Source organism: Acinetobacter sp. CE-15 (assembly GCF_051059255.1).
GTDB lineage: Bacteria > Pseudomonadota > Gammaproteobacteria > Pseudomonadales > Moraxellaceae > Acinetobacter > Acinetobacter guillouiae.
Window position 1 is genome coordinate 1,177,055 of record NZ_CP192737.1, and the last position, 23,620, is coordinate 1,200,674.

The 23,620-nt window shown below is 40.4% G+C and carries 19 protein-coding genes; 11 read left to right on the forward strand and 8 right to left on the reverse strand.

What is annotated here, in order from left to right; all coding sequences use genetic code 11:
• Positions 1-10 precede the first annotated feature (10 nt).
• From ACQ7EO_RS05490 to ACQ7EO_RS05515, 6 genes are read left to right on the forward strand one after another with little or no spacing between them, the layout of a single operon-like run.
• Entirely contained in the window at positions 11-1,204 is a 1,194-nt protein-coding gene (locus tag ACQ7EO_RS05490; RefSeq protein WP_004823401.1) for an LLM class flavin-dependent oxidoreductase, read from the forward strand.
• Positions 1,205-1,216: 12 nt separating this feature from the next.
• Positions 1,217-2,794, forward strand: coding sequence for an ABC transporter substrate-binding protein (locus ACQ7EO_RS05495; protein ID WP_434279097.1), 1,578 nt, complete (start codon positions 1,217-1,219; stop codon positions 2,792-2,794).
• 2 nt (positions 2,795-2,796) lie between these two features.
• Positions 2,797-3,948 (forward strand): ABC transporter permease, encoded by a 1,152-nt coding sequence (locus ACQ7EO_RS05500; protein WP_434279594.1) that lies wholly within the window; start codon positions 2,797-2,799, stop codon positions 3,946-3,948.
• Positions 3,945-4,793: an ABC transporter permease gene (locus ACQ7EO_RS05505; RefSeq protein WP_239045134.1), complete on the forward strand. Its 849-nt coding sequence runs from the start codon at positions 3,945-3,947 to the stop codon at positions 4,791-4,793. The genes ACQ7EO_RS05500 and ACQ7EO_RS05505 overlap by 4 nt, the downstream gene beginning before the upstream one ends.
• A 2-nt stretch (positions 4,794-4,795) precedes the next feature.
• On the forward strand, positions 4,796-6,613 hold the full coding sequence (locus ACQ7EO_RS05510) for a dipeptide ABC transporter ATP-binding protein (RefSeq protein ID WP_434279098.1): 1,818 nt from the start codon (positions 4,796-4,798) through the stop codon (positions 6,611-6,613).
• A gap of 26 nt (positions 6,614-6,639) precedes the next feature.
• Complete coding sequence (locus tag ACQ7EO_RS05515) at positions 6,640-7,908, forward strand: acyl-CoA dehydrogenase family protein (protein WP_434279099.1); 1,269 nt, start codon at positions 6,640-6,642, stop codon at positions 7,906-7,908.
• A gap of 199 nt (positions 7,909-8,107) precedes the next feature.
• Here the strand turns inward: ACQ7EO_RS05515 and ACQ7EO_RS05520 are convergent, their stop codons facing one another.
• Positions 8,108-9,163 (reverse strand): ABC transporter substrate-binding protein, encoded by a 1,056-nt coding sequence (locus ACQ7EO_RS05520; RefSeq protein ID WP_004717513.1) that lies wholly within the window; start codon positions 9,161-9,163, stop codon positions 8,108-8,110.
• 286 nt (positions 9,164-9,449) lie between these two features.
• Between ACQ7EO_RS05520 and ACQ7EO_RS05525 the strand changes: the two genes are divergently transcribed.
• The 4 genes from ACQ7EO_RS05525 to ACQ7EO_RS05540 all read left to right on the forward strand — a co-directional run bounded on the left by ACQ7EO_RS05525 (position 9,450) and on the right by ACQ7EO_RS05540 (position 17,078).
• Entirely contained in the window at positions 9,450-11,273 is a 1,824-nt protein-coding gene (locus tag ACQ7EO_RS05525; protein WP_434279100.1) for an ABC transporter ATP-binding protein, read from the forward strand.
• Positions 11,270-13,102 carry an ABC transporter ATP-binding protein gene (locus tag ACQ7EO_RS05530; RefSeq protein WP_434279101.1) on the forward strand — a complete coding sequence of 611 codons (1,833 nt, stop codon included), beginning with the start codon at positions 11,270-11,272 and terminating at the stop codon, positions 13,100-13,102. Before ACQ7EO_RS05525 ends, ACQ7EO_RS05530 begins: the two co-directional genes overlap by 4 nt.
• A 166-nt stretch (positions 13,103-13,268) precedes the next feature.
• On the forward strand, positions 13,269-15,761 hold the full coding sequence (locus ACQ7EO_RS05535) for a TonB-dependent receptor plug domain-containing protein (RefSeq protein WP_434279102.1): 2,493 nt from the start codon (positions 13,269-13,271) through the stop codon (positions 15,759-15,761).
• 54 nt (positions 15,762-15,815) lie between these two features.
• Positions 15,816-17,078 (forward strand): lipase family protein, encoded by a 1,263-nt coding sequence (locus tag ACQ7EO_RS05540; RefSeq protein WP_034610869.1) that lies wholly within the window; start codon positions 15,816-15,818, stop codon positions 17,076-17,078.
• 127 nt (positions 17,079-17,205) lie between these two features.
• Here the strand turns inward: ACQ7EO_RS05540 and ACQ7EO_RS05545 are convergent, their stop codons facing one another.
• Positions 17,206-18,297 carry an LLM class flavin-dependent oxidoreductase gene (locus tag ACQ7EO_RS05545; protein WP_434279103.1) on the reverse strand — a complete coding sequence of 364 codons (1,092 nt, stop codon included), beginning with the start codon at positions 18,295-18,297 and terminating at the stop codon, positions 17,206-17,208.
• Between the two features lie 317 nt (positions 18,298-18,614).
• On the opposite strand from ACQ7EO_RS05545, the gene ACQ7EO_RS05550 reads away from it, so the two are divergent.
• A complete protein-coding gene (locus ACQ7EO_RS05550) occupies positions 18,615-19,685 on the forward strand; it encodes a sigma-54 interaction domain-containing protein (RefSeq protein WP_004717502.1) in 1,071 nt (356 codons plus the stop codon).
• 42 nt (positions 19,686-19,727) lie between these two features.
• On the opposite strand, the gene tatC is transcribed toward ACQ7EO_RS05550, so the two are convergent.
• The 6 genes from tatC to ACQ7EO_RS05580 form a co-directional block, all read right to left on the reverse strand.
• Positions 19,728-20,465, reverse strand: coding sequence for a twin-arginine translocase subunit TatC (tatC, locus tag ACQ7EO_RS05555; RefSeq protein WP_434279104.1), 738 nt, complete (start codon positions 20,463-20,465; stop codon positions 19,728-19,730).
• A complete protein-coding gene (gene tatB / locus ACQ7EO_RS05560) occupies positions 20,462-20,878 on the reverse strand; it encodes a Sec-independent protein translocase protein TatB (RefSeq protein ID WP_004823389.1) in 417 nt (138 codons plus the stop codon). The genes tatC and tatB overlap by 4 nt, the downstream gene beginning before the upstream one ends.
• A 13-nt stretch (positions 20,879-20,891) precedes the next feature.
• Entirely contained in the window at positions 20,892-21,107 is a 216-nt protein-coding gene (locus ACQ7EO_RS05565) for a Sec-independent protein translocase subunit TatA (RefSeq protein ID WP_004823388.1), read from the reverse strand.
• 96 nt (positions 21,108-21,203) lie between these two features.
• Positions 21,204-21,959, reverse strand: a complete 756-nt coding sequence (locus tag ACQ7EO_RS05570; RefSeq protein WP_034610681.1) for an ABC transporter ATP-binding protein — start codon at positions 21,957-21,959, stop codon at positions 21,204-21,206.
• A 30-nt stretch (positions 21,960-21,989) separates the two neighbouring features.
• Positions 21,990-22,778 (reverse strand): ABC transporter permease, encoded by a 789-nt coding sequence (locus ACQ7EO_RS05575; RefSeq protein ID WP_004823385.1) that lies wholly within the window; start codon positions 22,776-22,778, stop codon positions 21,990-21,992.
• Positions 22,778-23,617 carry an ABC transporter permease gene (locus tag ACQ7EO_RS05580; RefSeq protein WP_434279105.1) on the reverse strand — a complete coding sequence of 280 codons (840 nt, stop codon included), beginning with the start codon at positions 23,615-23,617 and terminating at the stop codon, positions 22,778-22,780. The genes ACQ7EO_RS05575 and ACQ7EO_RS05580 overlap by 1 nt, the downstream gene beginning before the upstream one ends.
• Positions 23,618-23,620: the final 3 nt, after the last annotated feature.

Consider the following 23,620-nt stretch of genomic DNA (forward strand, 5'->3'; position numbering starts at 1 on the left):
AGAGAATATTATGGCTGTAAAACTTTTATGGTATCTCACCTCTCCTGATGGTCCCTATCCTTGGTTGGAGTCGGGACGCTGGGATACCGATTATGAACATTTGCAACAAATTGCAATTACCGCAGATCGTCTGGGGTTTTACGGTTCGCTCATGGGTACAAGTGAGTATGAAACACTGGCGGTTGCTGCGAGTTTAATTCCTTTTACTGAACGCCTGAAGTTTTTGGTTGCGCAGCATCCAGGCGAAGTTCAACCCGCAGTTTTAGCCAAATATGCACAAACTTTTGACGCATTCTCTCAAGGACGTTTGTTGTTTAATGTGGTCAATGGCAATGATCAGGGACTTGCCGCTTTGGGTATTCATTATTCACATGATGAACGCTATGACTTTAGTAAAGAATACTGGAGCACATTTCAACAAAATTATTTAGGCGATAAATCTGGTTTTCAGGGTGAGTTTATTCAAGTGGCTCCACGTCAAGAGGGTGCTTCACCGATGTCAAAATGGCATGGGGCAACCCAAAAACAAGGCGTACCACTGTGGGGAGCTGGCACATCAGCGAAAGGGGTACAACATTCAGTGGAATTGCTGGATGTGTATTTAAGCTTTGCCAACACACCGCCGCTGCTGGGAGAAAAATTCAGTAAGGTTGCAAAAGAAGCCGCTAAAGTTGGGCGAACTTTGCAGTATGGAACTCGCTTACAAATTATTGTTCGTGAAACCGAAGAAGAAGCGTGGCAATACGCGCAGTCTCTACTCGATAAAATTGATGTGAATTATGCGATTGAAGCAGTAAAACGTCAGCTTCCACCCAATGAAACTTTTGAAAGCTATCAAAGTAATAACCCGATTGTTCAAAAAAATTTAGAACGCTTACGTCAGGGGATATTACCTCAAGCTAAAGATTTTGAAATTTATCCAAATATTTGGACAGGGCCATCACTGTTTGGTTTTGATATCTTAAATCCCGCTGCGGGGACCGCATTGGTCGGGAGCGCTGAAAATATTGCTCAACGTATCCAAGAATATGAAAGCTACGGTACATCTGCATTTATTTTGTCGGGTTTTCCTTTAATTACTGAAGTTTACCGTGTTGCAGACTTGTTGTTTCCTCTACTTGAGCTCGATCATGGTTTTGAGTTACCGAAGTTAAAAAAGCGCTCCTCTGTAGATTCTCTGTTGAATCAAGAAACTGTGGTTTAAAAGGAGAATCCTATGAGTAAAATTACGCGTAGAGCATTAATTAAAAATACTGGTTTAGGTCTAGGTACGATTGCAGCAGCAAGCCTGATCGGGTGTTCTCGTTCCGATTCCTCAGCAGCAAATGAAGCTGCTGCACATACAAGCCAGCATGCCACACCGCAAAAAGGTGGAGTGATCAAAATTGGGGTGATTAATGGTAATCAAGCTGGAAATTTAGATGCCCATAAGCCGATTGGAATGTCGAGTGCCTTTAGAGGTTGGCCGTTATATGCCAAATTATGGGAGTGGGGGCGAGATATTCAACCTAAATTGGCGCTTGCTGAATTTGCAGAACCCAATGAGGATGGCACTAAATGGACGATTCGGTTAAAGAAAGAGCTTGAGTTTCATCATGGTAAAACCATTACAGCCGATGATGTCATTTTCTCTTTACGTCGTTTGACCGATCCTAAACTGGCGTCTCCCTTTGCGGCTTATTTGTATTCATTACAGCGCGATGCGATTAAAAAGCGTGATGATTACACCGTTGAAATTCCATTTGCTCAAGGCAAAGGATTAGTAGCCTTACCTGAAGCATGGATGAGTTGGGGTGGTATTGTTCCAACAGATTATGATCCAATCAAGAATGTCGTCGGAGCAGGCCCGTTTAAACTGGAAAGTTTTACCCCAGGTCAACGTTCCCGTTTCGTACGTTTTGAAAATTATTGGAAAGACAATCAGCCTTATGCAGATGCCATTGAAATTATAGATTTTAAAGACCAAACCGGGCGTCTTGCTGCTTTGCAATCAGGGCAAATTGATATTGCATCGGGTATTAGTGCCGAGCATTTATCTTTGATTCAAGCCAATAAACGACTGAGTGTTGTTTCATCTGAAACAGATGCTTGGCAATCCTTTGACATGAATACCACTAAAGCACCGTTTAATGATCCTCGTGTCAGACAAGCATTTCGTTTGATTGCCAATCGGGATGATTTAGTGAAACGGGCATTGGCGGGACAAGGGCGAATTGCCAACGATCTGTATTCATTTAGTGATCCTGTTTATAACCATGAAATTCCACAGCGTAAGCAAGATTTAGCCAAAGCTAAAACACTATTAAAAGCCGCTGGTTTTGATCAAAACTTAAAAGTTGATTTATATACAGGACCAGATAGCAATGCCGCCTTGGTGTTTGCGCAACATGCAGCGCAAGCTGGCGTGATCGTAAACGTTAAACAAGTTGAAGCTGCAACATTTGCAGATGCAGTCAAACAAGATTGGGCATTGAGTACAGGTTCAAATGTTTCTCGTCCATTTTTATTGACGGTATTGCAGATTGATGGACCCGGTGCAGCCAATAACAAAACCCGTTTTAATCAAGCCCGTTTTACTGAGCTGGTGCATCACGCATTGCAACAGCCTGATCTGGAAAAACGCAAAGTTCTGGTGCATGAGGCACAGCAAATTCAGCATGAACAAGGTGGCTTACTGATTTGGGGTTTTAACAATGTTTTAGATGCACATTCTCATCAGATTGGTGGTGTTACACCTGATCGAACCGGTTTTGCAGCATGGCGAACTGATGAGTTTTGGCGTAAAGGGGAGTGATGATGACGACTCAAGCCAGCAAAATTGAAACCTCGATTCAACATCCAGCTATCGCCAAGTCATTTGAATTTCCTGCATGGTTACCTTGGTTTTTGACCCGTATCGTGTCAGGAATTTTGGTGATTTTTGTGATTAGTTTAATTGTATTTATCGCGACTCAAGCGCTTCCATCTGACCCTGCGCGGGTTATTTTAGGGCCAGAAGCACCAGAAGCTACGGTTCAAATACTGCGTGAACAATTGGGGCTGACTCAACCGATATTGGTGCAATACTGGAATTGGCTGACTCAATTATTACAAGGTAATTTTGGACGCTCAATTGATTCTAATGTACCTGTGTTACAGATTATTCAAAACTATTTTGGTAATACGCTTGCTTTGAGTAGCTTGGTGGTGGCAATCACTGTACCGATTTCAGTTTTACTTGGGGTTTGGTTATCGCTACGTCGTGATCGCAAACTAGACCGAATCATTGTATCTAGCTCGATTATTTTTAAAGCAGTGCCCGGATTTGTCATTGCCATTTGGCTGATGATGTTATTTTCAACTTCGATCTTGCATGTATTACCCGCTGCATCATTGCTGATTCCTGGGCAGTCTCCGTTTAGCCAGTTAGAGTTTTTAATTTTACCCATTTTAACGTTAGCTTTATCGCTTATTCCTTATCTCATGCGTCTTGTGCGAGGCTCAATGATCGATGCCTTAGAGTCTGATTATGTCACTTCGGCACGATTACGCGGTATTCCAGAGCGTCGCATTATCTGGAAGCATGTTTTGCCTAATGCTTTAGTGCCCGTGGTACAAGGCACGGCATTGACCATACGGGTTTTACTCAGTGGGGCTTTAATTATCGAGGTTGTATTTAGTTATCCCGGAATTGGCAATGCATTGAATGCAGCAATTGAAATGCGGGATATTCCTACCATTCAAGCGATTGTGTTATTGCTGACCATCTGTGTGGTGGTGGTCAATTTAATTGCAGACTTAATGACCACTTTACTCACACCGAAAATACGCACTGCAAAAAAACATAAAGCCCGCTCACCTGGTTTACGTCAGGCATTACGTTTATGGAAATCTGGCCGACCGATTACGGTAAAGCCTGTCGATCGCCGTAATGCCTTGAAGAATATCAATTCAGGAGAGGGGAAATGAGTACACTTCATTGGTATCAACGTAAGTTTTTTAAAGCCTTGATTTCTGAGCGACAAGTCCGTTTTGGTTTTGTGGTGACAAGCTTAGTTTTGATATTTGCGCTTATTGGCCCAGTGCTGGTTCCTTTTGAACCAACTGCATTAGTGGGTATGACCTATGGTGCGCCTGAAGCACAGGCTTTTCTTGGCTATGACTATATTGGGCATGATGTTTGGTCTCGTGTATTAGCGGGTGGTGCTTCAATAATTTGGATGACCCTCGCTGCCAGTCTAGTGGCTTTAATTATTGGTTCCTGTTTAGGCATATTGGCTGCTTTTGCACGAAATAAAGTTGACCAGTTTGTGACTTGGCTTACCGATGTTTTTATGGCATTTCCTGATCTGATTTTAGTGCTATTAATCGTTTCGATGCTAGGGCGTGAGCCATGGCTGATTGTGCTCACTGTTTCGATTGCTTTTATTCCTGGGGTAGTACGTCTTGCACGAAGTGTTGCGCTAAATTTGGTTGAGCAAGAGTATGTAGAGGCCGCAAAAATTTTAGGTTATTCGAAAAGCTATATTTTATTCCGTGAAATCCTACCCAATATGCTGACACCCTTATTAATTCATCTTGGGGTGATGTTGACGTGGGCTGTTGGCATGTTATCTGGTCTGGCTTTTCTTGGTTATGGTATCGCACCTCCTGCAGCCGATTGGGGCCTGATGATTAATGAAAATCGTGCTGGGTTATTGGTTCAACCGTGGGCAGTATTTGCACCGGTGATTTTAATTGCTTTGTTTGCGCTGGGAACCAATGTGTTGGCTGAAGGTGTAGGGCGTGCCGCAGCGCGGATTGAGGAAAAGTAACCATGACAGAGATTTTAAAGAATACGGTACTACAGGTAAAAGACTTAACGGTGGCATTGGTCAACACAGGCAATCATGTGGTTTCGAATATTTCTTTTCATTTAAACGAGGGCGAAGTCCTTGGATTGGTGGGAGAAAGTGGTTCAGGTAAAACCACATTGTCGAGTGCGTTATTGGGCTATGCACGACATGGTGCCAAAATTATTCAAGGCACAATTGCGCTGGATGGACAAGATATCCTCGGTCTTGACGATTACGCTTTGCGTCAAATTCGAGGTTATAAAATCAGTCACGTTGCCCAAGATCCGGGAACGGCACTAAATCCCGCATTAACAATTGGACAGCATCTACTTGAGTTATTAGAAGTCCATCAATCACGCTTATCCAGTAGTGAAAGAAATCATAGAGTTGCTAAAATTTTAGATGAAGTGGGATTGCCTCAGGATGATGTGTTTTTAAAACGCTATCCTCATCAGCTTTCCGGCGGGCAACAACAACGGATTTTATTAGCATTGGCCTTTTTGTTACAGCCTCGCTTAATTGTCTTGGATGAACCGACAACAGCATTGGATGTTACGACCCAAACTTTAGTGCTGAATATTATTCGTAGATTATGTCGCGAATATAATGTCGCAGCAATTTATGTATCACATGATTTGACTGTGGTGAAAGATATTGCAGATCGCGTAATCGTCCTGTATTCAGGCCAGATTGCAGAAGATGCTGCATTAAGCCAGTTATTTGAAACGCCAAAACATCCTTATACCCAAGGTTTACTCAATGCCATCCCCGATGTGTCGATTCGTAAATATTTATCCCCCATCGAAGGACATGCACCCGCACCGAATGACCGTCCAACAGGATGTGCCTTTGCCGCAAGATGTACTTTCGCTAGCGAATTATGTCATCAACAGCAACCGAAATTAACCCTGCTATCTCAAGCATTTGATCCACATTTTGTTGCTTGTCATCATTGGGATGAAGTGGGCGTGATCAATTTTCAAGAGCTTGATCCGCATCTGATTGAATTAAAAACAGATCAACAGGCACTGCTTAAAGTAGAACATATCAATGCTTGGTATGGCCAGCAACAAGCACTTTTCGATGTTTCTTTTCAAATACAGCGTGGAGAATGTTTGGCCTTAGTCGGGGAGTCTGGTTCAGGTAAAACCACACTGTCTAGAGTGATTGCAGGACTGAATGAAAATGCAGAAGGTCAGGTGATTTTAGCAGATGAAGTATTGTCCTTGCAGGGACAAAAACGTCAGTTAACACAACGACATAAACTGCAGTATATCTTTCAAAATCCATATAAAGCCTTGAATCCAGCACATACCATAGGACAGACACTCACTAAAGTGGTTCAGCACTTTTTTGCTACATCTCAGCAAGAAACTCAACAAAAGGTCGTTCAGGTACTTCAACAAGTATCGCTTCCTCCACAGGTTCAAGAACTCTACCCAAGAGATTTATCTGGCGGAGAACGGCAACGTGTAGCGATTGCACGAGCGCTGTTATGTCAGCCTGATGTTTTGATTTGCGACGAAATTACTTCTGCTTTAGATGTGTCAGTACAAGCATCTATTTTAAAACTGTTGCAACAACTGCAAAAGCAAGGCGTAACTTTACTTTTTGTGACCCATAACCTTGGGGTAGTTCGAGCAATTGCTGATCGAGTTGCCGTTTTAAAAAATGGCCATCTGGTGGAATACGGTGAAACCGATCAAGTACTGAGTCATCCGCAACATGCGTATACCAAAACTTTGCTCACACATGCACCCAGCTTATTTAAGACTACAGCACAGCGTATCTGTGCATAAAAAACAAGAGATTTTCCGGAGTTAAAATGAACGATATTCAGCAACACAATTTTTTAGAATTGGGCAGTATAAGACATATTCAAAGTGAACAAGAAGCATTGGATATTGCCAAGGCAGTAGCAAAACAACTGACTGAATTTTCTCAAGATCCTCAATATAACAAAAGTGTTCCTTATGAACAGGCCCGCTTAATTTCGGAAGCAGGTCTGACAGCGATTATTGTTCCTCAACAATTTGGTGGTTTAGGCGCGAGTATTACCACATTGGTCAATGTGGTAAAGATCATTTCATCTGCTGATGGTGGTGTGGGGCAACTTCTACAAATTCATTTCACCATGTTTCGAGGAATTTTAACGGGTTATGAGGATGATATTCGCGATCAATTATTGCGTGATGTATTGAGTGGTAAACGTTTAGGCAATGCACTCGCAGAAGTGGGCGGAAAAGATAAATTTCAGCATAAGACTCGTGTAGAAAGAAATTCACAAGGGCAGTTAATCTTAAATGGCAGTAAATTTTATTCCACAGGCTCTTTATTGGCCGAGTGGATCTCTTTATTTGCAGGCAGTGATGATGGACCTGTTTCGATCTTGATTCATCGTGATACGCATGGGGTAGAACTGCTCGATGATTGGGATGCAATGGGGCAAAACAATAGTGTCAGTGGCACAGTCAATTTTAAAGATGTTGTTGTCGATGAACGCTATGTTGCCAAGCGCAATACTGGTGGTTTAGGGACAGTGCTACGCACAGGTTTAACTTGGCCTCAGATTTTGCATGCAGCTATGGATACAGGTATTGCTAAAGGTGCACTTGAAGGGGGGATTGATTATTTGCAACAGAATGCTCGTCCTTGGGTGGAAAGTGGCGTCGACTCCCCGACACAGGAACCGCATATCATTAAGCAAATTGGTGAGTTTGCAGTTTTGGTCCGTTCAGCAGAAGCACTTTTAGATCGCTCAGCAGCGATTTTTGAGCAGCATTTAACTAATCTGGAAGATGAAGCCTTACAAACTGAATTGATTTTATCTGTGGCTGCCACACGGAGTCAGTCAGACCATGCATCTTTGAAAATTTCCAGTGAAATCTTTGGCTTACTTGGAGCAAGCTCTACTTTGTCAAAATGGAATTTAGATCGTTTCTGGCGTAATGCACGTACGCATACCACACATGATCCGATTCGTTGGCGTTTATATCATGTTGGAAATTATTATTTAAATAATATTCCACCTGGTGAATATAACTCTGTGCTTTTAAAGAAACAGGCTGAAAATGTGACCAAATTTAAGTCATAATTTGAGTTCGACAAAAATATGCTATTCGGAAACCTCATCCACAACTGTTTGAGGCAGTACTTAATCGCATATGTTTTTTCGGTGAGAAGCAGCGCTTTATGCGTTGAGAATAGTCAGAAGCTTTTGTATAGGCGATGCCTTAAATTTTGAAGCTGAAAAAAAAAAGGTTGTCATCACGACAACCTTTTTTTTCGTATTGTTAAGCCACTTGTGCATGAATAGCAATGTCTTGTGCTAGCCATTCACGAACATTGATTTGAGCTGGAATAAACTTCCAGCGATAGAGAAAGTCACTGAGGTCTTGTAAGGCAATAATCGATGTTTCATCAAAATTGGTATTCAGCTTGAGATGTGCATCTGCGCCATAAGCTGCATGGACCCATTGTTCACTGCTATTACATTCTTTAGCCAGATAGCGGTGAGTTTCATCTGCATGCACATGCGCCCATTGTTCAGCTTGTAAAACCGCATCGACGATGGATTGAGCTTGTTGTGGATATTGCGATAGAAAATCTTCATCCACAGTTAGTGTTCGAGGGGTACCATTATTTGAACGTAGGATAGGGTCGGGATGTGAACCAATATCAATAATGGTATGCAGGGCAAAATCATGGGCAATTTGTGCTGCATGTGCGCCTTTTAAAAAGATGGCATCGACATCCCCTTTGATTAAAGCCACAATCTCTGCACTTGCGCTCAGTTTATTACGATTGCTAAAGAAACTCGCATCATTTTCTTCGGTATGATTTTGCTGTTGCGCCACTAATATATCAGCACGCAGACAATCCACCAGTTCCAGATCACTGACCTTAAGATTTACTGTTTTTAATGCATTTTCTAAACCGCGAATGGCTTGAGCACGAGAGAAATCGATGATGGCATCTTGATTCAGTGGGAGCCCAAAGCGCTTACCTTTTAGATCCTCAACCGTCTTAATTTGGGAATCATATCGAGTCAGCAGTAATTGCACTTCATCTGCCCAAGATAAACCGATGACTTTGGTTTTTTGTCCAGAAGCATATGCCCAAATTGCAGGAATACTGCCACCATGCCGAACTGAATTGGCAAGGGTATGGTTAAAATGTGAGTTACGAACCTCTTTTGAGTTCGATTCACGAATTGATTTAATTTCAATTTGTTGCTCAATAAATTTTTCTTTTAGCCAGCCTTTTTGAATCGAGATTCCGAGCCCTGTAGGAACTGGACAGCGTGTATACCAAAGTGTATTCAATGGTTGCGTTTGAAGTGTTGTCATTGTGACATCCTGTTGTGATTTGCATGCTTTAAAGCAATATTGATGCCATTGTTTAACTTATTGATATTTAAAATATATTTTTAATATCTATTTTTATGATGTTGATATATCAAATATTGTTGCAATAACAACAGATAACAAGTACGGATGTTTTAAATCAAACATCTCATCAAACACATTTTTTAAAAAAACAATATAAAACAGTGGATTAAAATATTTATGCCGTTGAAAAATTTGGCATAGATCTCGCAGTGAGCTATAGATCTTTAGTTGTTGTTTTATTTTTATGTTTAAAAATTATCCACTGCTGCGAAGTTTGGCCTTATATCGTTTTATGCCATTTCGCTTTGTATTGACGGCAACATTATTTGTCCTTGCCAATTTTGGCTTAGCACTACAGCAATATTCAATCGGACATGCGATTGATACGCTAAAACACAGCCAACCTGAAAGTTTATTTCAGCATGCTTTTACAGATCCGTTAAATCCGTGGTTTTGGTTTATTCTACTGACGAGTATCGCTTTACTTCGCGCCATTATTCAATATTTAGCGGGTTTAAGTGCCTTGACGATTGGACAGCAATTGTTAAGTATTTTAAGAGAAAGAATCTTTAGCCAGGTCCAGCATTTAGATGTTTCATGGCACTGGAAACACGGATTAGGTGAAGTTTTATCAAGAACCACCCGAGATTCAGATAAATTAAAAGAAGCTTTAATTAATTTTTGGCGACAAGTGTTTGAATCCAGTCTAGTGGTCGCCGCAACAGTCGGATTGTTGTGTTGGTATCATCCTTGGTTGGGGATCGTCCCGCTTATTTTTATTTTTCTAGGCCTAGCTGTGCTGTTTAAACTCACCAATCAGTTGGTGGTGCTGGATCATCAAGTTGCCTATGCCTATGAAAAAGTCAGTGATACTTTGGCTGAAAGCGTCAATGGCATTCGAGTGGTCAAAGCCTTTCAACTTGAGGAAAAGCTCTTACAACGTTTTAATGCTGCGGTTGATAGCTTTATTCGTCATTCTATTCAAACCATTCGCACCAGTGCACAACGCTTACCGATTCCTCAAATGATTATTGCCTGTTCCTACTTATGGGTGATTGGGTTTGGTGGCTACTTAATTGGACAAAATCAATTACAGATTGGGCAATTTGTGGCTGCTGTACTTATGGCAAATTTATTGGTGTTTCGTATTGAAAGTATTGGACAGGTCTTACATATTTTTGCAGATGCACGTTCATCGGCAACTCGAATATGGCAAATGCTAGATGAGAAATCGGCAATTGTAGATGCTGCACATGCTTTGCCACTACAAGGGGATGCTGATGGGGATGAAGGTTTAAATATTCGACTGGAAAATGTCAGTTTTCAGGATCGAAGCACAGAAAAGTATATTTTAAAACAGTGTAATGTTGAATTCCGAGCAGGTGAAATCGTCACCATTGTGGGGAAAACTGGAGCGGGTAAAACCACACTGATGAACTTGCTCAATCGTTTTATCGATCCAACCGCAGGGCAGGTCTGGATTGGTTCAGATCAACGCGGTTGGCTCAATCTTAAAGATCTTAGTTTGGCTAACTTACGTCATATGGTTCAGATTATTCCGCAAGATAATTTCTTTTTCTCAGGAACTTTGGCGGATAACTTAAAAATAGCCAAACAGGATGCGACTGAACAGGAGATGCGAGACGCATTGCATTTGGCTTCAGCATCTGAACTGTTACAGCGACTCGATGCTGGTCTGGAGACACGAATAGGGGACAAGGGAGTCACCTTATCTGGAGGGCAAAAACAACGGATTGCACTGGCACGGTCAATTTTAAAAAACTCGCCAATCTTGGCGCTTGATGATTCAACCAGTGCTTTAGATTCCACTACAGAAAAACAGGTGTTACAGCGTTTATCAGGCTTGGCTGACAATAAAAATCAGCTCAAAAGAACCATCCTGATCAATTCAAATAAACAGACCACGATTTCTTTATCAGATCGCATTATCGTATTAGATCAGGGACAAATTCTTGCTCAAGGGAGCCACACAGAATTGCTCCAGCATTGCGTATTTTATCGGGAGTTGATGGGATTTCAGAAAGCGCAACAGGAGATTCAAGCATGAATACCACGGTTAAAAATTTCCGACCGCTGACGAAAATCTCTGATCTGCAGATCGAAGAAAACTTAGCAAAAACCGCGCTACATCGCGGAATGTTAAAAAAACTCATTCCTTTGCTTTATCCGATTCGTTATTTAATTCTAGCCATGATCTCAGTAGAGATCTTACAAGTGCTGAGCATCTTTGTACGTCCATGGGCAGTCAAGTACATTTTAGATTCTGGATTTCAGCAAGTGGCTGGGAAACTGGTGTTGTATCAGCCAGTACTTTTTATAGCAATTGCTATTCTGGCATTCTGCTGGGTGTGTCGTTTTGGATTAGCGGGTGTATCAAAATACTTGTCTGGAAAAGCGGCCTTAAGCGTTATTAATGATCTAAGACGTTCATTATTTCAACATATTCAAGCTTTAAATATTGGTTATTTTGATCGAACTAAAGCCGGCCGAATTATTTCACGAGCGGATCGTGATGTCGATACTTTAGAACCAGTATTGATACAAGGACCACCTGAACTACTTTCTGCGATTTTACGTTGCGGATTAGCATCTTTGCTTTTGTGGCATATCTATCCCCCATTTTTCTGGTGTTTATTTGCAACGTTGCCGATTTTATTGACAATGACTGCAATATTTAAAAAGTCATCACAACGGCATTGGGGACGGGTTGCCGAAGAACGCAGTCGATTTACTGCACATTTGGTTGAAACGGTAAATGGCGCCAAAATTATTCAGCAATTAAATTATAGTGAAACCAATCAACAGCGCTATCAGCAGCTCTTAAAAGATTTTAATGATTCTATTATTTATGGAAGTAAGCGGACCAGCTGGTTTGCCCCATTTACTGGATTGCTTTCGACAGTGGCAACCGCAGTTTTTATTGTGATTGGAAGTTATGCTTATAGTGAAGGTGTCATCAGTATTGGACAGTTTGCCGAAAGTATTTTTTATGTGTTTTTATTCTTGGCACCTTTACAGGAATTGACCGATTTATTTGAGCGTTATGCCAATGGTGCAGCGTGTGCACAACGGATATTTCTACTTTTAGATACCCAATCTAGCATTCAAGATGCACCACATGCGTTGAAATTAAGGCAACTTAACGGGCATATTCGTTTTCAGTCTGTACATTTTGCTTATACCACCAAAGCTGTTTTACAAAATTTTGATTTAGAGATCGACGCTGGAACGGTGGTTGCGATCGTGGGGCCGACAGGTCATGGTAAAAGCACGATCGTTCAGTTACTGACACGGTTTTATGAGCCTCAGCAGGGGGGGGTTTTCTTAGACCGTTATCCGATACAGGATATCCATCTGGACAGTTTAAGACAAAATGTCAGTATTGTTTTACAGGACAATGTCTTGTTTAGCGGCACAATTTTAGACAATTTACGTTTAATTCAACCCGAAGCTACAGATCAACAACTGATTCAGGCGATTGAAGAACTTGGTGCAGATGATATTCTAGGACAGCTTCCTCATGGTTATTTTACTGAAGTTGGAACACTCGGAAAAAATTTAAGTCATGGGCAACGCCAACTTGTTTGTCTCGCACGTGCATATTTGGCTGATCCTAAAATTTTAATTTTAGATGAAGCGACCTCTGCGATTGATATTTATACGGAACAGAAAATCCAATATGCCCTTCGACGCTTATGTAAAAATAGAACCTGTATTGTGATCGCACATCGCTTAAGTACCATTCAAGAAGCAGACAAAATTGTGGTGATTGAGAATGGGGCTGTAGTGGAACAAGGTTCTCATGAACAACTGATTCAACAGCAACAATCTTACTATCAGTTGTATCAATCTTATTTACACAATCAACTTGTATAAGCTTATGCGCCACTAGCAAATCTGTGGTTTTATAAACATTTTTTCGAATCATTGTTTAAATATAAACAATGATTTTTTTATTTTTAATGACAAGTTTTTGATATTCAATAATAAAAATTTTGGCATTGGCTTTGCTATATCGGTGCAGATCGTTAAGGAAGCTTATATGCGTACATATTTTTCTCAATTCATTCTTCATTCTTCTGTTTTTGCGTTCAGTACACTTACCGCCTCAATCACTTTGGCAAATGAACAAAGGCGTGTATCAGAAAAAGAGGATGTCGTGACATTGCAATCAGTTGTTGTAACGGGTTCTCGGCGAGCTATCAATAGTGCTTTAGAGGCTCCTGCTCCAGTAGACATTGTGACAGCCAAAGAACTACAAGAAACAGGGGCAGGTGATCTTGCAGCTGCATTAACACGCTTATCGCCGTCAGTGAGTTTACCAACATCACCTGCGGGTGGTTTCGGTGCATCGGTGCCGCCGAGTATTGCATTGCGAGGTTTATCTGCAGATCAAACCTTAATTTTGATCAATGGTAAACGTCGCCATACAGCGGCTTACTTCACTCGACAAGCGTATGCTGGGGGGAGAGGTGCTGCGGTAACAGATTTAAGCCTAATCCCGATTAGTGCCATTGAACGTATAGAGATTTTACGAGATGGTGCCGCAGCTCAATATGGTTCTGACGCGATCGCGGGCGTGGTTAACATTATATTGAAATCACGTGATCATGGTGGTGGCGTGAGTTATCAAACTGGAGGCTATACACAAGGGGATGGTGAACAGCATAAAATCAATCTTTGGAAAGGCTTTGAATTACCCAATGATGGTGCTTTAACTGTTGCCGTAGATTTAGGAAAGCGTGAAGCTGCAAGTAATACTGCACCAGATACGCGAACATTTTATGATGGTTCAACCCAAGCCCAATATACCGAGCAGAACACACCATTTAGAACTTGGAAATTTGGTTCTCCTGAACAAAAAGACCAAATCAATATCACTGCGAATTTAGATTTACCTTTAACTGATGAAATTGCCTTGTATGGTTTTAGTAGTTATGGGCATCGTAAGACCATCGGGGAAAATTTTTATGAACCTCCAACCACCAAAACAGTACTGAATCAATCCAGTTATTTTAAGCAACGTTATCCTGATGGACGCTCACCTTTGAGTTTAGTCAGTGTGGATGATTTTGCGACCACGTTTGGGGTTAAACAAGGCAACCAGACTTCAGGAAAATATGACCTGTATGCCACTTATGGACAAAACAAGGTCAGTACTGAACAAGGCAATGGTATTAACCCAAGTTATGGTGCAGATTCACCCTCTCATTATGATTTAGGGGAAAACATTTTTGCCCAACTCAATACAGGACTGGACTATAGTCGTGATTTTGCAATTGATGGTTTAGCCAGTCCATTGACTGTTTCGACGGGAGCGCTATACCGTTGGGAACAATATAAACAAAATGCAGGCGACCCCATTGCCTATACCCGTGGACCCTATTTTAATCCAAGTACGGCTTTAGGTACGGGTATCCCAGGTATATACGCGGGTATTACAGATCAAGACCAACGCAAAATTAGTCGAGATGTGTACGGCATTTATTTGGATCTCGAAGCCGATATTGTAAAAGATTTAAATGTTGGTGCTGCTATTCGAACAGAAAAATATTCAGACTTTGGTTCGACAACCAACGGCAAACTCTTTGCCAAATATGATATTTCTCCGCAGTTGACCCTTCGTGGATCTGTCAATACAGGTTATCGCGCACCGTCATTAGCCCAGCAAGGATACTCCGCTTATAGTGTACAAACGGTGCAAACTCCGACAGGTTGGCAAGATGTACAGCAAAGGACTTTAGTTGCGGGAAGTGAAGCGGCTTTACTGATTGGTGGAACTTCACTTAAGCCTGAGAAATCGACCAATTATTCTTTAGGTTTGGTACTCAAACCATTTATCAATACCTCTGCAACTTTAGATCTTTATCAAATCGATATTCGAAATCGTATTTTACTTTCTGACAATATTACTGGCAGCGTGATCAATAATGCTTTTGCAAATACGCCGTATGCAAATATTGCCAATGTGGCGTTTTTTAATAATTTATTAGATACGCAAACACGTGGTTTGGAGTTCGCGTTAAAACATGATCTTGATCTTGAACAATATGGCAAGTTAAAGCTGAATTTAGGTTTGGCTTATCATAAAAATAAAATCACTGACAGCCGAGACTCAATCACTGCAAAAGGTGAGCGAATTCCAGTCTCCAGTATTGCTGGTCGAAATACTCAAAGCCTAATTGAATCTACAGCGCCAAAAACCAAATTAGCATTGGGGGCACTTTGGTCAAATCAAGCGTGGAGTATCAATGCCGCAGTCCGTCGTTATGATAAATGGACTACTTTAAATAATACCAATACTTCATTGGATCAGACCTTTGATCCGCAATGGATTGCTGATTTGGACTTTGGCTACAAAGCAGATGCGTGGGTAAAAGGGCTAAAATTCAATCTGGGCGCAAATAATTTATTTAACAGTTACCCAGACAAAGCTAAAGACTCATCTGTAGGGAACATCGTCAAATACAGTTTTAATGCGCCAGAAGGTGCCTTTGGAACGTATTTATATGGCCGTGTAAGTTACGACTTTTAAATTAAAAAATAAATTTTTTAAAACAGTTTTTAAATAGGTTTCAAGGTCATGAAAATGCAAAATACTTTTATATCTAATGTGGTTAAATCCGTTTTTGTCGCAAGCATACTAACGTCTGCTGGAATGGCAAATGCCCAGCAAGCCCCTCAGCCTGAAGATCGTTATGGGGATGGACGTGTTTCAGCATTTTATACATGGAAAGCTGCGATTCCAGAACAAGCTGGAAAACTCTTAAAGACAGAGGACATCAGCAACCCTTATATCCGTTTGGACAATGATAGTACGGCCATTCGTATTTTATATAGTTCAACAAGTGGGCGGGATAGTAAGACTCCCATTGTGGTTTCTGGGACAGTACATCTTCCTAAAGGTACGCCACCGAAAGAAGGTTGGCCTGTTGTGTTATGGGCACATGGTACGGTTGGTCTAGCAGATGCCTGCGCACCTTCTTGGAATGGACGATCTTATCGAGATGTACAATATTTAAACCGATGGTTAAAAGAAGGATTCGCTGTAGTAGCAACTGACTATGAAGGACTTGGTGTGGCTGGCCCGCACTTGCTGATCAATAATCCAATGCTTGCTTATAGTATTTTAGACAGCGGTCGAGCTGCGCTTAAAACGAAATTACCTCTAGCAAATCGTTTTGTTATTGTGGGGCAATCTCAAGGTGGGGCGGGGGCTGTTTCAGCTTCAGCTTATTCAGCAACCTATGCACCAGAGTTAAATATTAAAGGATCTATTGGCACAGGGGTGATTTATCAGGACCCAGAGGCAACAGCTGAAAAGAATCAGTTAAAGTTAAATCCTTATGAAGTCAGTCCATCCTTAGCATATGGTATTTATAGTTTTTTAGTGACGCAAAGCTTATTTCCTGAAATCAAAACTGAAGATATTTTTACCGCTGAAGCAGTGCCTTTGGTGGAACAAGCAAGAAATGCCTGTTTGACCAGTTTTATGGGAGATATTCAAACAGCAGGACTTTCACCTGCGCAAGCCTATAAGGCGAATCCACCATCGATCTATAAAAAATTACAGGAAAAACAATCCAATGATTATGGTTATTACCCGACCTTAAAAATCAATCATCCATTATTTATTGGCACTGGGGCAAATGATCGTACACCAGATGCACGTAATCAAATGAAGTTGGTGGCGGATGCATGTAAGGCAGGTACAGTCGTTGAAGGGCATTTGTATCATGGATTGGGACATAGTGAGACAGTGAATGCTTCCCTACAAGATTCTGTTCCATTTGCCAAAAAGGTGATTGCAGGGGAGAAGATTCAGTCCATTTGCAAACCAGATTTACAATAGAAAATCAGAAGAAAATAACCATCCCTCATAATGATGCTCATGGTTATGACAAGACCTTAAATTAGCAAGCAATAAAAACCGCTCATTCAATCCGATTAAATGAGCGGTTTTTATTTAGCTTGAGGACTTAGGCAATCTGTTTGTTTCGCTTGGCCGCCTCAGCTCGTACCGCAGGAATAATATAACGACCATAGTCCACAGTATCGTAAATTGGATCATAACCACGATTTAAAAAGGTGGTGACGCCCAGATCTACATAATCAAGTAATGCGGAAATAATCGTATCAGGCGTTCCGACAAGGGCGGTGGTATCACCATAGGCCCCAACTGCGCTTGCAGTTGGCATCCATAAGGCTCGGTCATGGCGATCACCTTGTTGTGCTGCTGCCAGTAACCGTTGTGAACCTACGCCTTTAATTTTATGTCCCGAAAGTGAGCCATTATTTTGGAACGTTGGATTTTGCTGAATATCAGCTAAAATTTGTTGTGCACGTTGCCATGCGAGTTGTTCTGTTGGCCCAATAATAAGACGTACTGATAAACTGACCTGCGGCTGTGGTTTATTGGCTGCTTCTGCTGCCTTTTTAAGTTTATTTATCTGTTCTTTCACGCCCGCTAAAGGCTCACCCCAAAGCGAATAAAGATCTGCATGACGCACAGCGATATCGTAGGCAATATCCGAAGAACCACCGAATGAAATCGGAATAGAAGTTCCATTGACCGGTTTTAAAGGGCAGAAAGCATTTTCCAGTTTAAAGTATTTGCCTTCATAGTGAATCGGTTGCTCACTTTTCCAAAGCTTTTGGATGATATCTAGATATTCACCCGTGCGTTCATAACGTTGAATTTTATCAACAATATCATCACCTTCTTGCGGTTCAGCGGTAATTCCCGTAATGGCATGTAAACGAATGCGTCCTCCGCCAGTGGTATGGTCTAGTGTGGCAAAGGAACGTGCAGCCAGATTAGGCGTCATCAGCGCAGGGCGATGTGCAATCATAAATCCAAGTCGTTCAGTCTGTTGTGCCAGATAAGCTGCGATTTGGGTACTATCAGGGCTACTTGGTCCATTGGCGATTAAAACTTTATCAAAGCCTGCATATTCATGTGCACGAGCATGATAACGTAAATATTCGAGATCAATTTTATGACCAATTCGGGTTCCTTTGGTTTCAGACCATTGATTTGGAAAAACCATACCCACAAACTCTATGCTCATCATTTAACCCATGCTGTAAATTTTAAATAAAAGAGCAAAATAGATGCCAAATAGTGAGGGGAGATAAAATATATAATTTTTTCAAAAATATTATTGTAAGCTGTTTATATATGATCAATTGACAGACATATTGTTTAAAAAGCAACATTGCATAAAAATAGAAATATATTGATTATAAATGCATAAGCAAAAACGCCTATTAAATCATTCAATATATAAATTTAGGATTAAATATCTGTAATTATTATTTATCAGCTTTGTAATAGAATTGTACTATTCTATTTTAATATCCTCCTCAGCTATTTAAAGGGTTAATTATGAAATCCTATTTGGATAATGATTATAAAGTAATTACCTTGCCTGATAATGGTGTGCCAATTAAGCCAATAAGAGCAAAAGCGATTATATTTTCTGATCAAAACTCTCGTAAGCTATTAAGCCAAGTTGAAACCATTGCACCAAGTTCTGCCAGTGTGATCATCCAAGGTGAATCAGGTACAGGTAAAGAATTAATCGCACGTGAAATTCATTTGAAAAGTGATCGCCAAAATAAGCCGTTTCTTGCTGTCAATTGTGGTGCTTTAGTTGAAACACTTGCAGAATCTGAATTGTTTGGTTATGAAGCAGGCGCATTTACGGGTGCGCATAAGACACGCCCTGGTATTTTTGAAACAGCCGACGGCGGAACTTTGTTCTTGGATGAAGTGGGTGAGTTGCCGTTGTCTTTGCAAGTAAAACTGTTACGTGTATTGCAAGAAAAGGAAGTTGTTCGGGTCGGTGGACGTAAACCGATCCCGATTAATGTACGCATCTTGTCTGGTACACATGTTGATTTGCGTAAAGCTGTCGCGGAAAATAAATTCCGTTTAGATTTATACTATCGCCTAAATGTGGTTGTGCTAAATATTTTACCATTGCGAGAGCGTAAGGGTGACATTTTGCCTTTGGTGGATTTTTTCTTAAACTCCTATTCACAAAAGATGATTACGCCAAAACCCAACATTAGTGATCGCGCCAGAAATGCACTGCTCAACTATAGTTGGCCGGGAAATATCCGTGAGCTTGAAAATAATATCCATTATGCACTGCTCATCAGTGGTGGCAAAACTATTGATATTGAACATTTAAGGTTTTCAGAGGAGGGTGGCTCAAGCGTTTTACCAGATAATGATTTGATTCAAGAGTTTGAGGATGTACTCAAGCGTTTATTTCAAGAATATGATGGTGAAGCATGGCACATCATTGAAGATAAAATCGTCAATACCGCCTTTTCAAGTTGCTGGAATAATCAGGTTAAGACTGCAAAAATGTTAGGACTGTCGCGCAATGTTTTACGTAATTTGTTATCAAGATATAATTTATTACCAAATAAAAATGAAATTGTTTAATTGGGCTGTGCAATAGAAACATCCATTTTACCCATGGATGTTTTATTTTGGGCTGGTCATTTTTGTGATCCATAAACCAAGTTCAAACAAAAGCCACATTGGTACTGCCAGTGCAAGCATGCTAAAAATATCAGGGGGGGTAATAAACATTGCGATAAAGAAAAACAAAACAATGATGTGTTTACGGTATTGTTCCAATTGTTGAATAGAAAGAATGCCAATAAAAATAAGAATATAAGTGAGTACAGGGATTTGAAAGGCGACACCAAAAGCCAGAAAAAGCTTGAGACAGAAATCAAGATAACTGTTGATATCAGTCATCGGTAAAACATTATCTGGTGAAGCTAAGACAAAGAAGTTTAATGCCAAAGGCAGAATCAAATAATAGGCAAATAATAGGCCAAGATAAAATAAACCGATGCTGGAGAGCACAAGCGCCACGCCAAATTTTCTTTCACTTTGATATAGAGCAGGTGCAATAAAGCGCCAGAACTGATAAAGAATAAAGGGAATCGCCAATAAAATTGCAAAGTAAATATTGAGTTTAAAGGGCGCTAAAAATGTACTCATCACATCTGTAGCTATCATGGTTGAATTTTTAGGCAATCGGGATATTAAGGGTTGAGCCAAAAAATGATAATTGTGTTGTGCAAGGGGCAATAAGAGTAAAAAAATAGTTAAGACTGTAGCAATGCTATAGATCAAACGCTTTCTAAGCTCTTTTAAATGTTCGCTATATTTCATTTCAGTGAGTGTTTCACTGAGTATTTGTTCGGTCATGCAGCTTGATCCTCACGCAAGATATTGGATGATGTTGTGTAAATTAAAAAGGGTACTTTTAATTCACGCGCAGAGATTTGATAAACATAATCATGTGTGGGATAAGGGGGCGCTTGATGTGCTATAGCAACAGCGCTATGTACACTTTGGATTTCGTGTTGCATTTGTGCAAGCTGCTGTTTGAGCAGCTCTTCGTTTTGTTTTATTTTGAGCAGCTCTTCTTGCATGATCCTTTTTAGTTCAAGCAATTCCAGTTCATTTTCTAACTCTAGCTGGATTTTGTTAAGGTTATTTTTAAGGGCTCTGTATTTAAGTAATCCCACCCTTAATGTTTGAGGGAGCTTTTCAGGTCCCAATATAATCAGTGCAATAACAGCAAAAGCCAAGAGTTCACCAAAACTGATATTGAACATAATGATTTGGTACTCACCGGTTAGTGTTTTTTTCTTTATTTAAATCGAGATGATGAATTTCTTTAGGCTGATTTGTTTCAGACAGTTTTTGATCATCAGAATGAACCGAGTCTTTAAAATCTTTAATTGCACCACCTAAATCCTTACCTAAGTTTTTAAGTTTTGATGTACCAAATAATAAAATAACGATCACGGCAAATAATAATATATGCCAAATTGATAAACCCATTTCATATTTCCTTAATAATTTAAAACTTGTTGATATAAATATCATGCTTGAATATATTTTCTAAATAATATTTATATCGATGAATATTCGATTTCATTATGCGCTATGGTCCAGCATATTGAGTGCTTGATTACGATAGTTAAATAATAATTCGCTGTCTTTATGTCTTGGATGGGTCAAAGGAACTTGAATGATTTGTTTAATTTTTCCTGGTCGAGCAGACATTACGATCACGCGATCACCCAGATAAACCGCTTCTTCTATATCATGTGTAACTAGAATCATGGTGATCTTTTGATCTTGCCAAATACGTTGTAATTCAGTTTGCAGATGGCTACGTGTAATTGCATCTAAAGCACCAAAGGGTTCATCTAAAAGTAAAATATCAGGCTGATTAACCAAGCCTCGTGCAATCGCTACCCGCTGCGCCATACCACCCGATAGCTCATGTGGATAAGCATTTTCAAAACCTTTTAAACCCACCATTGTAAGATGTTCTGCCACACGGGCATTTTTTTCGGCACGGCTTAAGTCGGTTTCTTCGAGTGCTAAATGAATATTTTCGGAAACACTGAGCCAAGGCAATAGACGGTGCTCCTGAAAAATTAAACCTCGTTTTAAATCTGTCCCTTGTATTGGTGTTTGATTCAGTAAAATCTCACCTTGATAGTCTTTATCTAATCCTGCAATTAAGCGCAACAAGGTCGATTTACCACAGCCACTGCTTCCGACAATAGAAATAAATTCTCCTTGTTGAATATCGAGATGAATACCATCTAATACGGTGAAAGTTTGTTGATCTCGATAAAATGATTTATTGAGTTTTTTAATCGAGAGTAAGGAAAAGCTCATATCAATATCCTGATGAGATGGATGATTCAGTTAAACACGCCATTGCAGTAGTCGTTTAGAAATCAAGTGAATGCAAAGCGTCATGCCAATACCGCTGAGGGTGACCGTAATTGCACACACCAACAAAATATCCATTTCGGCATTGATTTCAGCTTTCATCATTAAATTGCCTAAGCCTGCACCAGCATTGAATAACAGCTCACTGGCAGTTGTGGTAATCCATGTAAAAGGCACCGCTAAATTCAACCCCGTTAAAATATATGGGAGAGCTTGAGGGAAACGGATTTTTTTAAATTCCTGCCAAAAAGATAATTTGTAAATACGAGCGACTTCACTGTATTTCTGGTCATAATGACTTAGCCCTTGAAAGCTGTTAATCACCATCGGGAAAAAAGAAGCAAGCGCAATAATAAAGATTTTTGCCTGCTCACCATTGCCAAACCACAGTGCAATCAATGGGGTTAAACCAAGTAAGGGTACTTGGCGAATGCTATTAAATAATGGTGAAACCAAGGCATTTAAAATTTTTGAATAGGCAAGTAAGGCACCGAGTAGTAGCCCTGTTGTCGAGCCAAGTAAAAACCCCAGTCCAGCTTTTTTAAGACTTCCCCATGTGTTTAACCATAATTCACCTGTTTCAAGCAGCTGAATAAAAGCAAAATACACCTTCTGTAAAGGCACAAATGCATAGGCATGACTGGCACCTAAACTTGAATTGTATTGCCATAAAGCCAGTAAAAGGAACGGGAGCAGCAGACCTTTGATCAAGATCAATGGTTGCGCAAAAGCACTTTTTAAGTTCAGTGGATGCTGTGACATTATTTCCCCCTTGAACTCAATGCAGGTGATACAAGATATTGTTCGAGCTGACGTAAAGTTTTATCTAAAGCAAAACCAATGATTCCTGTAATAAAAACTCCGACCATGACAACGTCTAAACGTAACATTTGCCGTCCGAGTTCCATCATTTGACCAATGCCAGTGCCTGCAGCAAGTAATTCAACGGCCACCAAAATCAGCCAAGCACGACCTAGAGCAATCCGCAGTCCACCGATTAATGGTGGGAGGATGCAAGGGATGATGATGTATCTCAACCATGCAGGAGTTTTTAGTTTGTAGATCTGGCTCAATTCAATATATTTTTTAGGAATATTTCGAACAGCATCCGCTGTTGTGAGTGCGATTGGAAAAAAACAGGCTTTAATAATCAGTAAAATTTTAAATAGTTCACCAATGCCAAAAACCAAAATAAAAATAGGAATAAGCACAAAGATTGGAATTTGATAAAGGATATTGAACAAAATATAGGTGTAATGACGGAAAGAGCTGAGTGATGCATAGGCAATACCAAACAAAATCGCACAGGTGGCCGCAATTGAAAAACCCATCAGCAGTCGAGAAAGGCTATCTTTTAAATGCAGTTGTAGTTCACCACTTTGCAACAAGGCAAGAAATGTCTGCCATACCGTTATAGGTGGCACTAAAATTTGGGTTGGAAAAATCTGTAAATAGCTAATCAATTGCCAAACCAGTAACGCCAAGATGGGTGAAAGGAATGAGAGCAAGCGATAGACCTGTTCAGAAGACAGTCGCCTCCATAATGGCGCTTTGATCGCCACGATTTTTTTTTCGATAAGCGGATTTACGAGGATTTTCATGAC

Bases quoted from the DNA above. Each gene is read 5' to 3' on its own strand.
- ACQ7EO_RS05490 (WP_004823401.1), top strand. From the start codon at position 11: ATGGCTGTAAAACTTTTATGGTATCTCACCTCTCCTGATGGTCCCTAT.
- ACQ7EO_RS05495 (WP_434279097.1), top strand. From the start codon at position 1,217: ATGAGTAAAATTACGCGTAGAGCATTAATTAAAAATACTGGTTTAGGT.
- ACQ7EO_RS05500 (WP_434279594.1), top strand. From the start codon at position 2,797: ATGACGACTCAAGCCAGCAAAATTGAAACCTCGATTCAACATCCAGCT.
- ACQ7EO_RS05505 (WP_239045134.1), top strand. From the start codon at position 3,945: ATGAGTACACTTCATTGGTATCAACGTAAGTTTTTTAAAGCCTTGATT.
- ACQ7EO_RS05510 (WP_434279098.1), top strand. From the start codon at position 4,796: ATGACAGAGATTTTAAAGAATACGGTACTACAGGTAAAAGACTTAACG.
- ACQ7EO_RS05515 (WP_434279099.1), top strand. From the start codon at position 6,640: ATGAACGATATTCAGCAACACAATTTTTTAGAATTGGGCAGTATAAGA.
- ACQ7EO_RS05520 (WP_004717513.1), bottom strand. From the start codon at position 9,163: ATGACAACACTTCAAACGCAACCATTGAATACACTTTGGTATACACGC.
- ACQ7EO_RS05525 (WP_434279100.1), top strand. From the start codon at position 9,450: ATGTTTAAAAATTATCCACTGCTGCGAAGTTTGGCCTTATATCGTTTT.
- ACQ7EO_RS05530 (WP_434279101.1), top strand. From the start codon at position 11,270: ATGAATACCACGGTTAAAAATTTCCGACCGCTGACGAAAATCTCTGAT.
- ACQ7EO_RS05535 (WP_434279102.1), top strand. From the start codon at position 13,269: ATGCGTACATATTTTTCTCAATTCATTCTTCATTCTTCTGTTTTTGCG.
- ACQ7EO_RS05540 (WP_034610869.1), top strand. From the start codon at position 15,816: ATGCAAAATACTTTTATATCTAATGTGGTTAAATCCGTTTTTGTCGCA.
- ACQ7EO_RS05545 (WP_434279103.1), bottom strand. From the start codon at position 18,297: ATGAGCATAGAGTTTGTGGGTATGGTTTTTCCAAATCAATGGTCTGAA.
- ACQ7EO_RS05550 (WP_004717502.1), top strand. From the start codon at position 18,615: ATGAAATCCTATTTGGATAATGATTATAAAGTAATTACCTTGCCTGAT.
- tatC (WP_434279104.1), bottom strand. From the start codon at position 20,465: ATGACCGAACAAATACTCAGTGAAACACTCACTGAAATGAAATATAGC.
- tatB (WP_004823389.1), bottom strand. From the start codon at position 20,878: ATGTTCAATATCAGTTTTGGTGAACTCTTGGCTTTTGCTGTTATTGCA.
- ACQ7EO_RS05565 (WP_004823388.1), bottom strand. From the start codon at position 21,107: ATGGGTTTATCAATTTGGCATATATTATTATTTGCCGTGATCGTTATT.
- ACQ7EO_RS05570 (WP_034610681.1), bottom strand. From the start codon at position 21,959: ATGAGCTTTTCCTTACTCTCGATTAAAAAACTCAATAAATCATTTTAT.
- ACQ7EO_RS05575 (WP_004823385.1), bottom strand. From the start codon at position 22,778: ATGTCACAGCATCCACTGAACTTAAAAAGTGCTTTTGCGCAACCATTG.
- ACQ7EO_RS05580 (WP_434279105.1), bottom strand. From the start codon at position 23,617: ATGAAAATCCTCGTAAATCCGCTTATCGAAAAAAAAATCGTGGCGATC.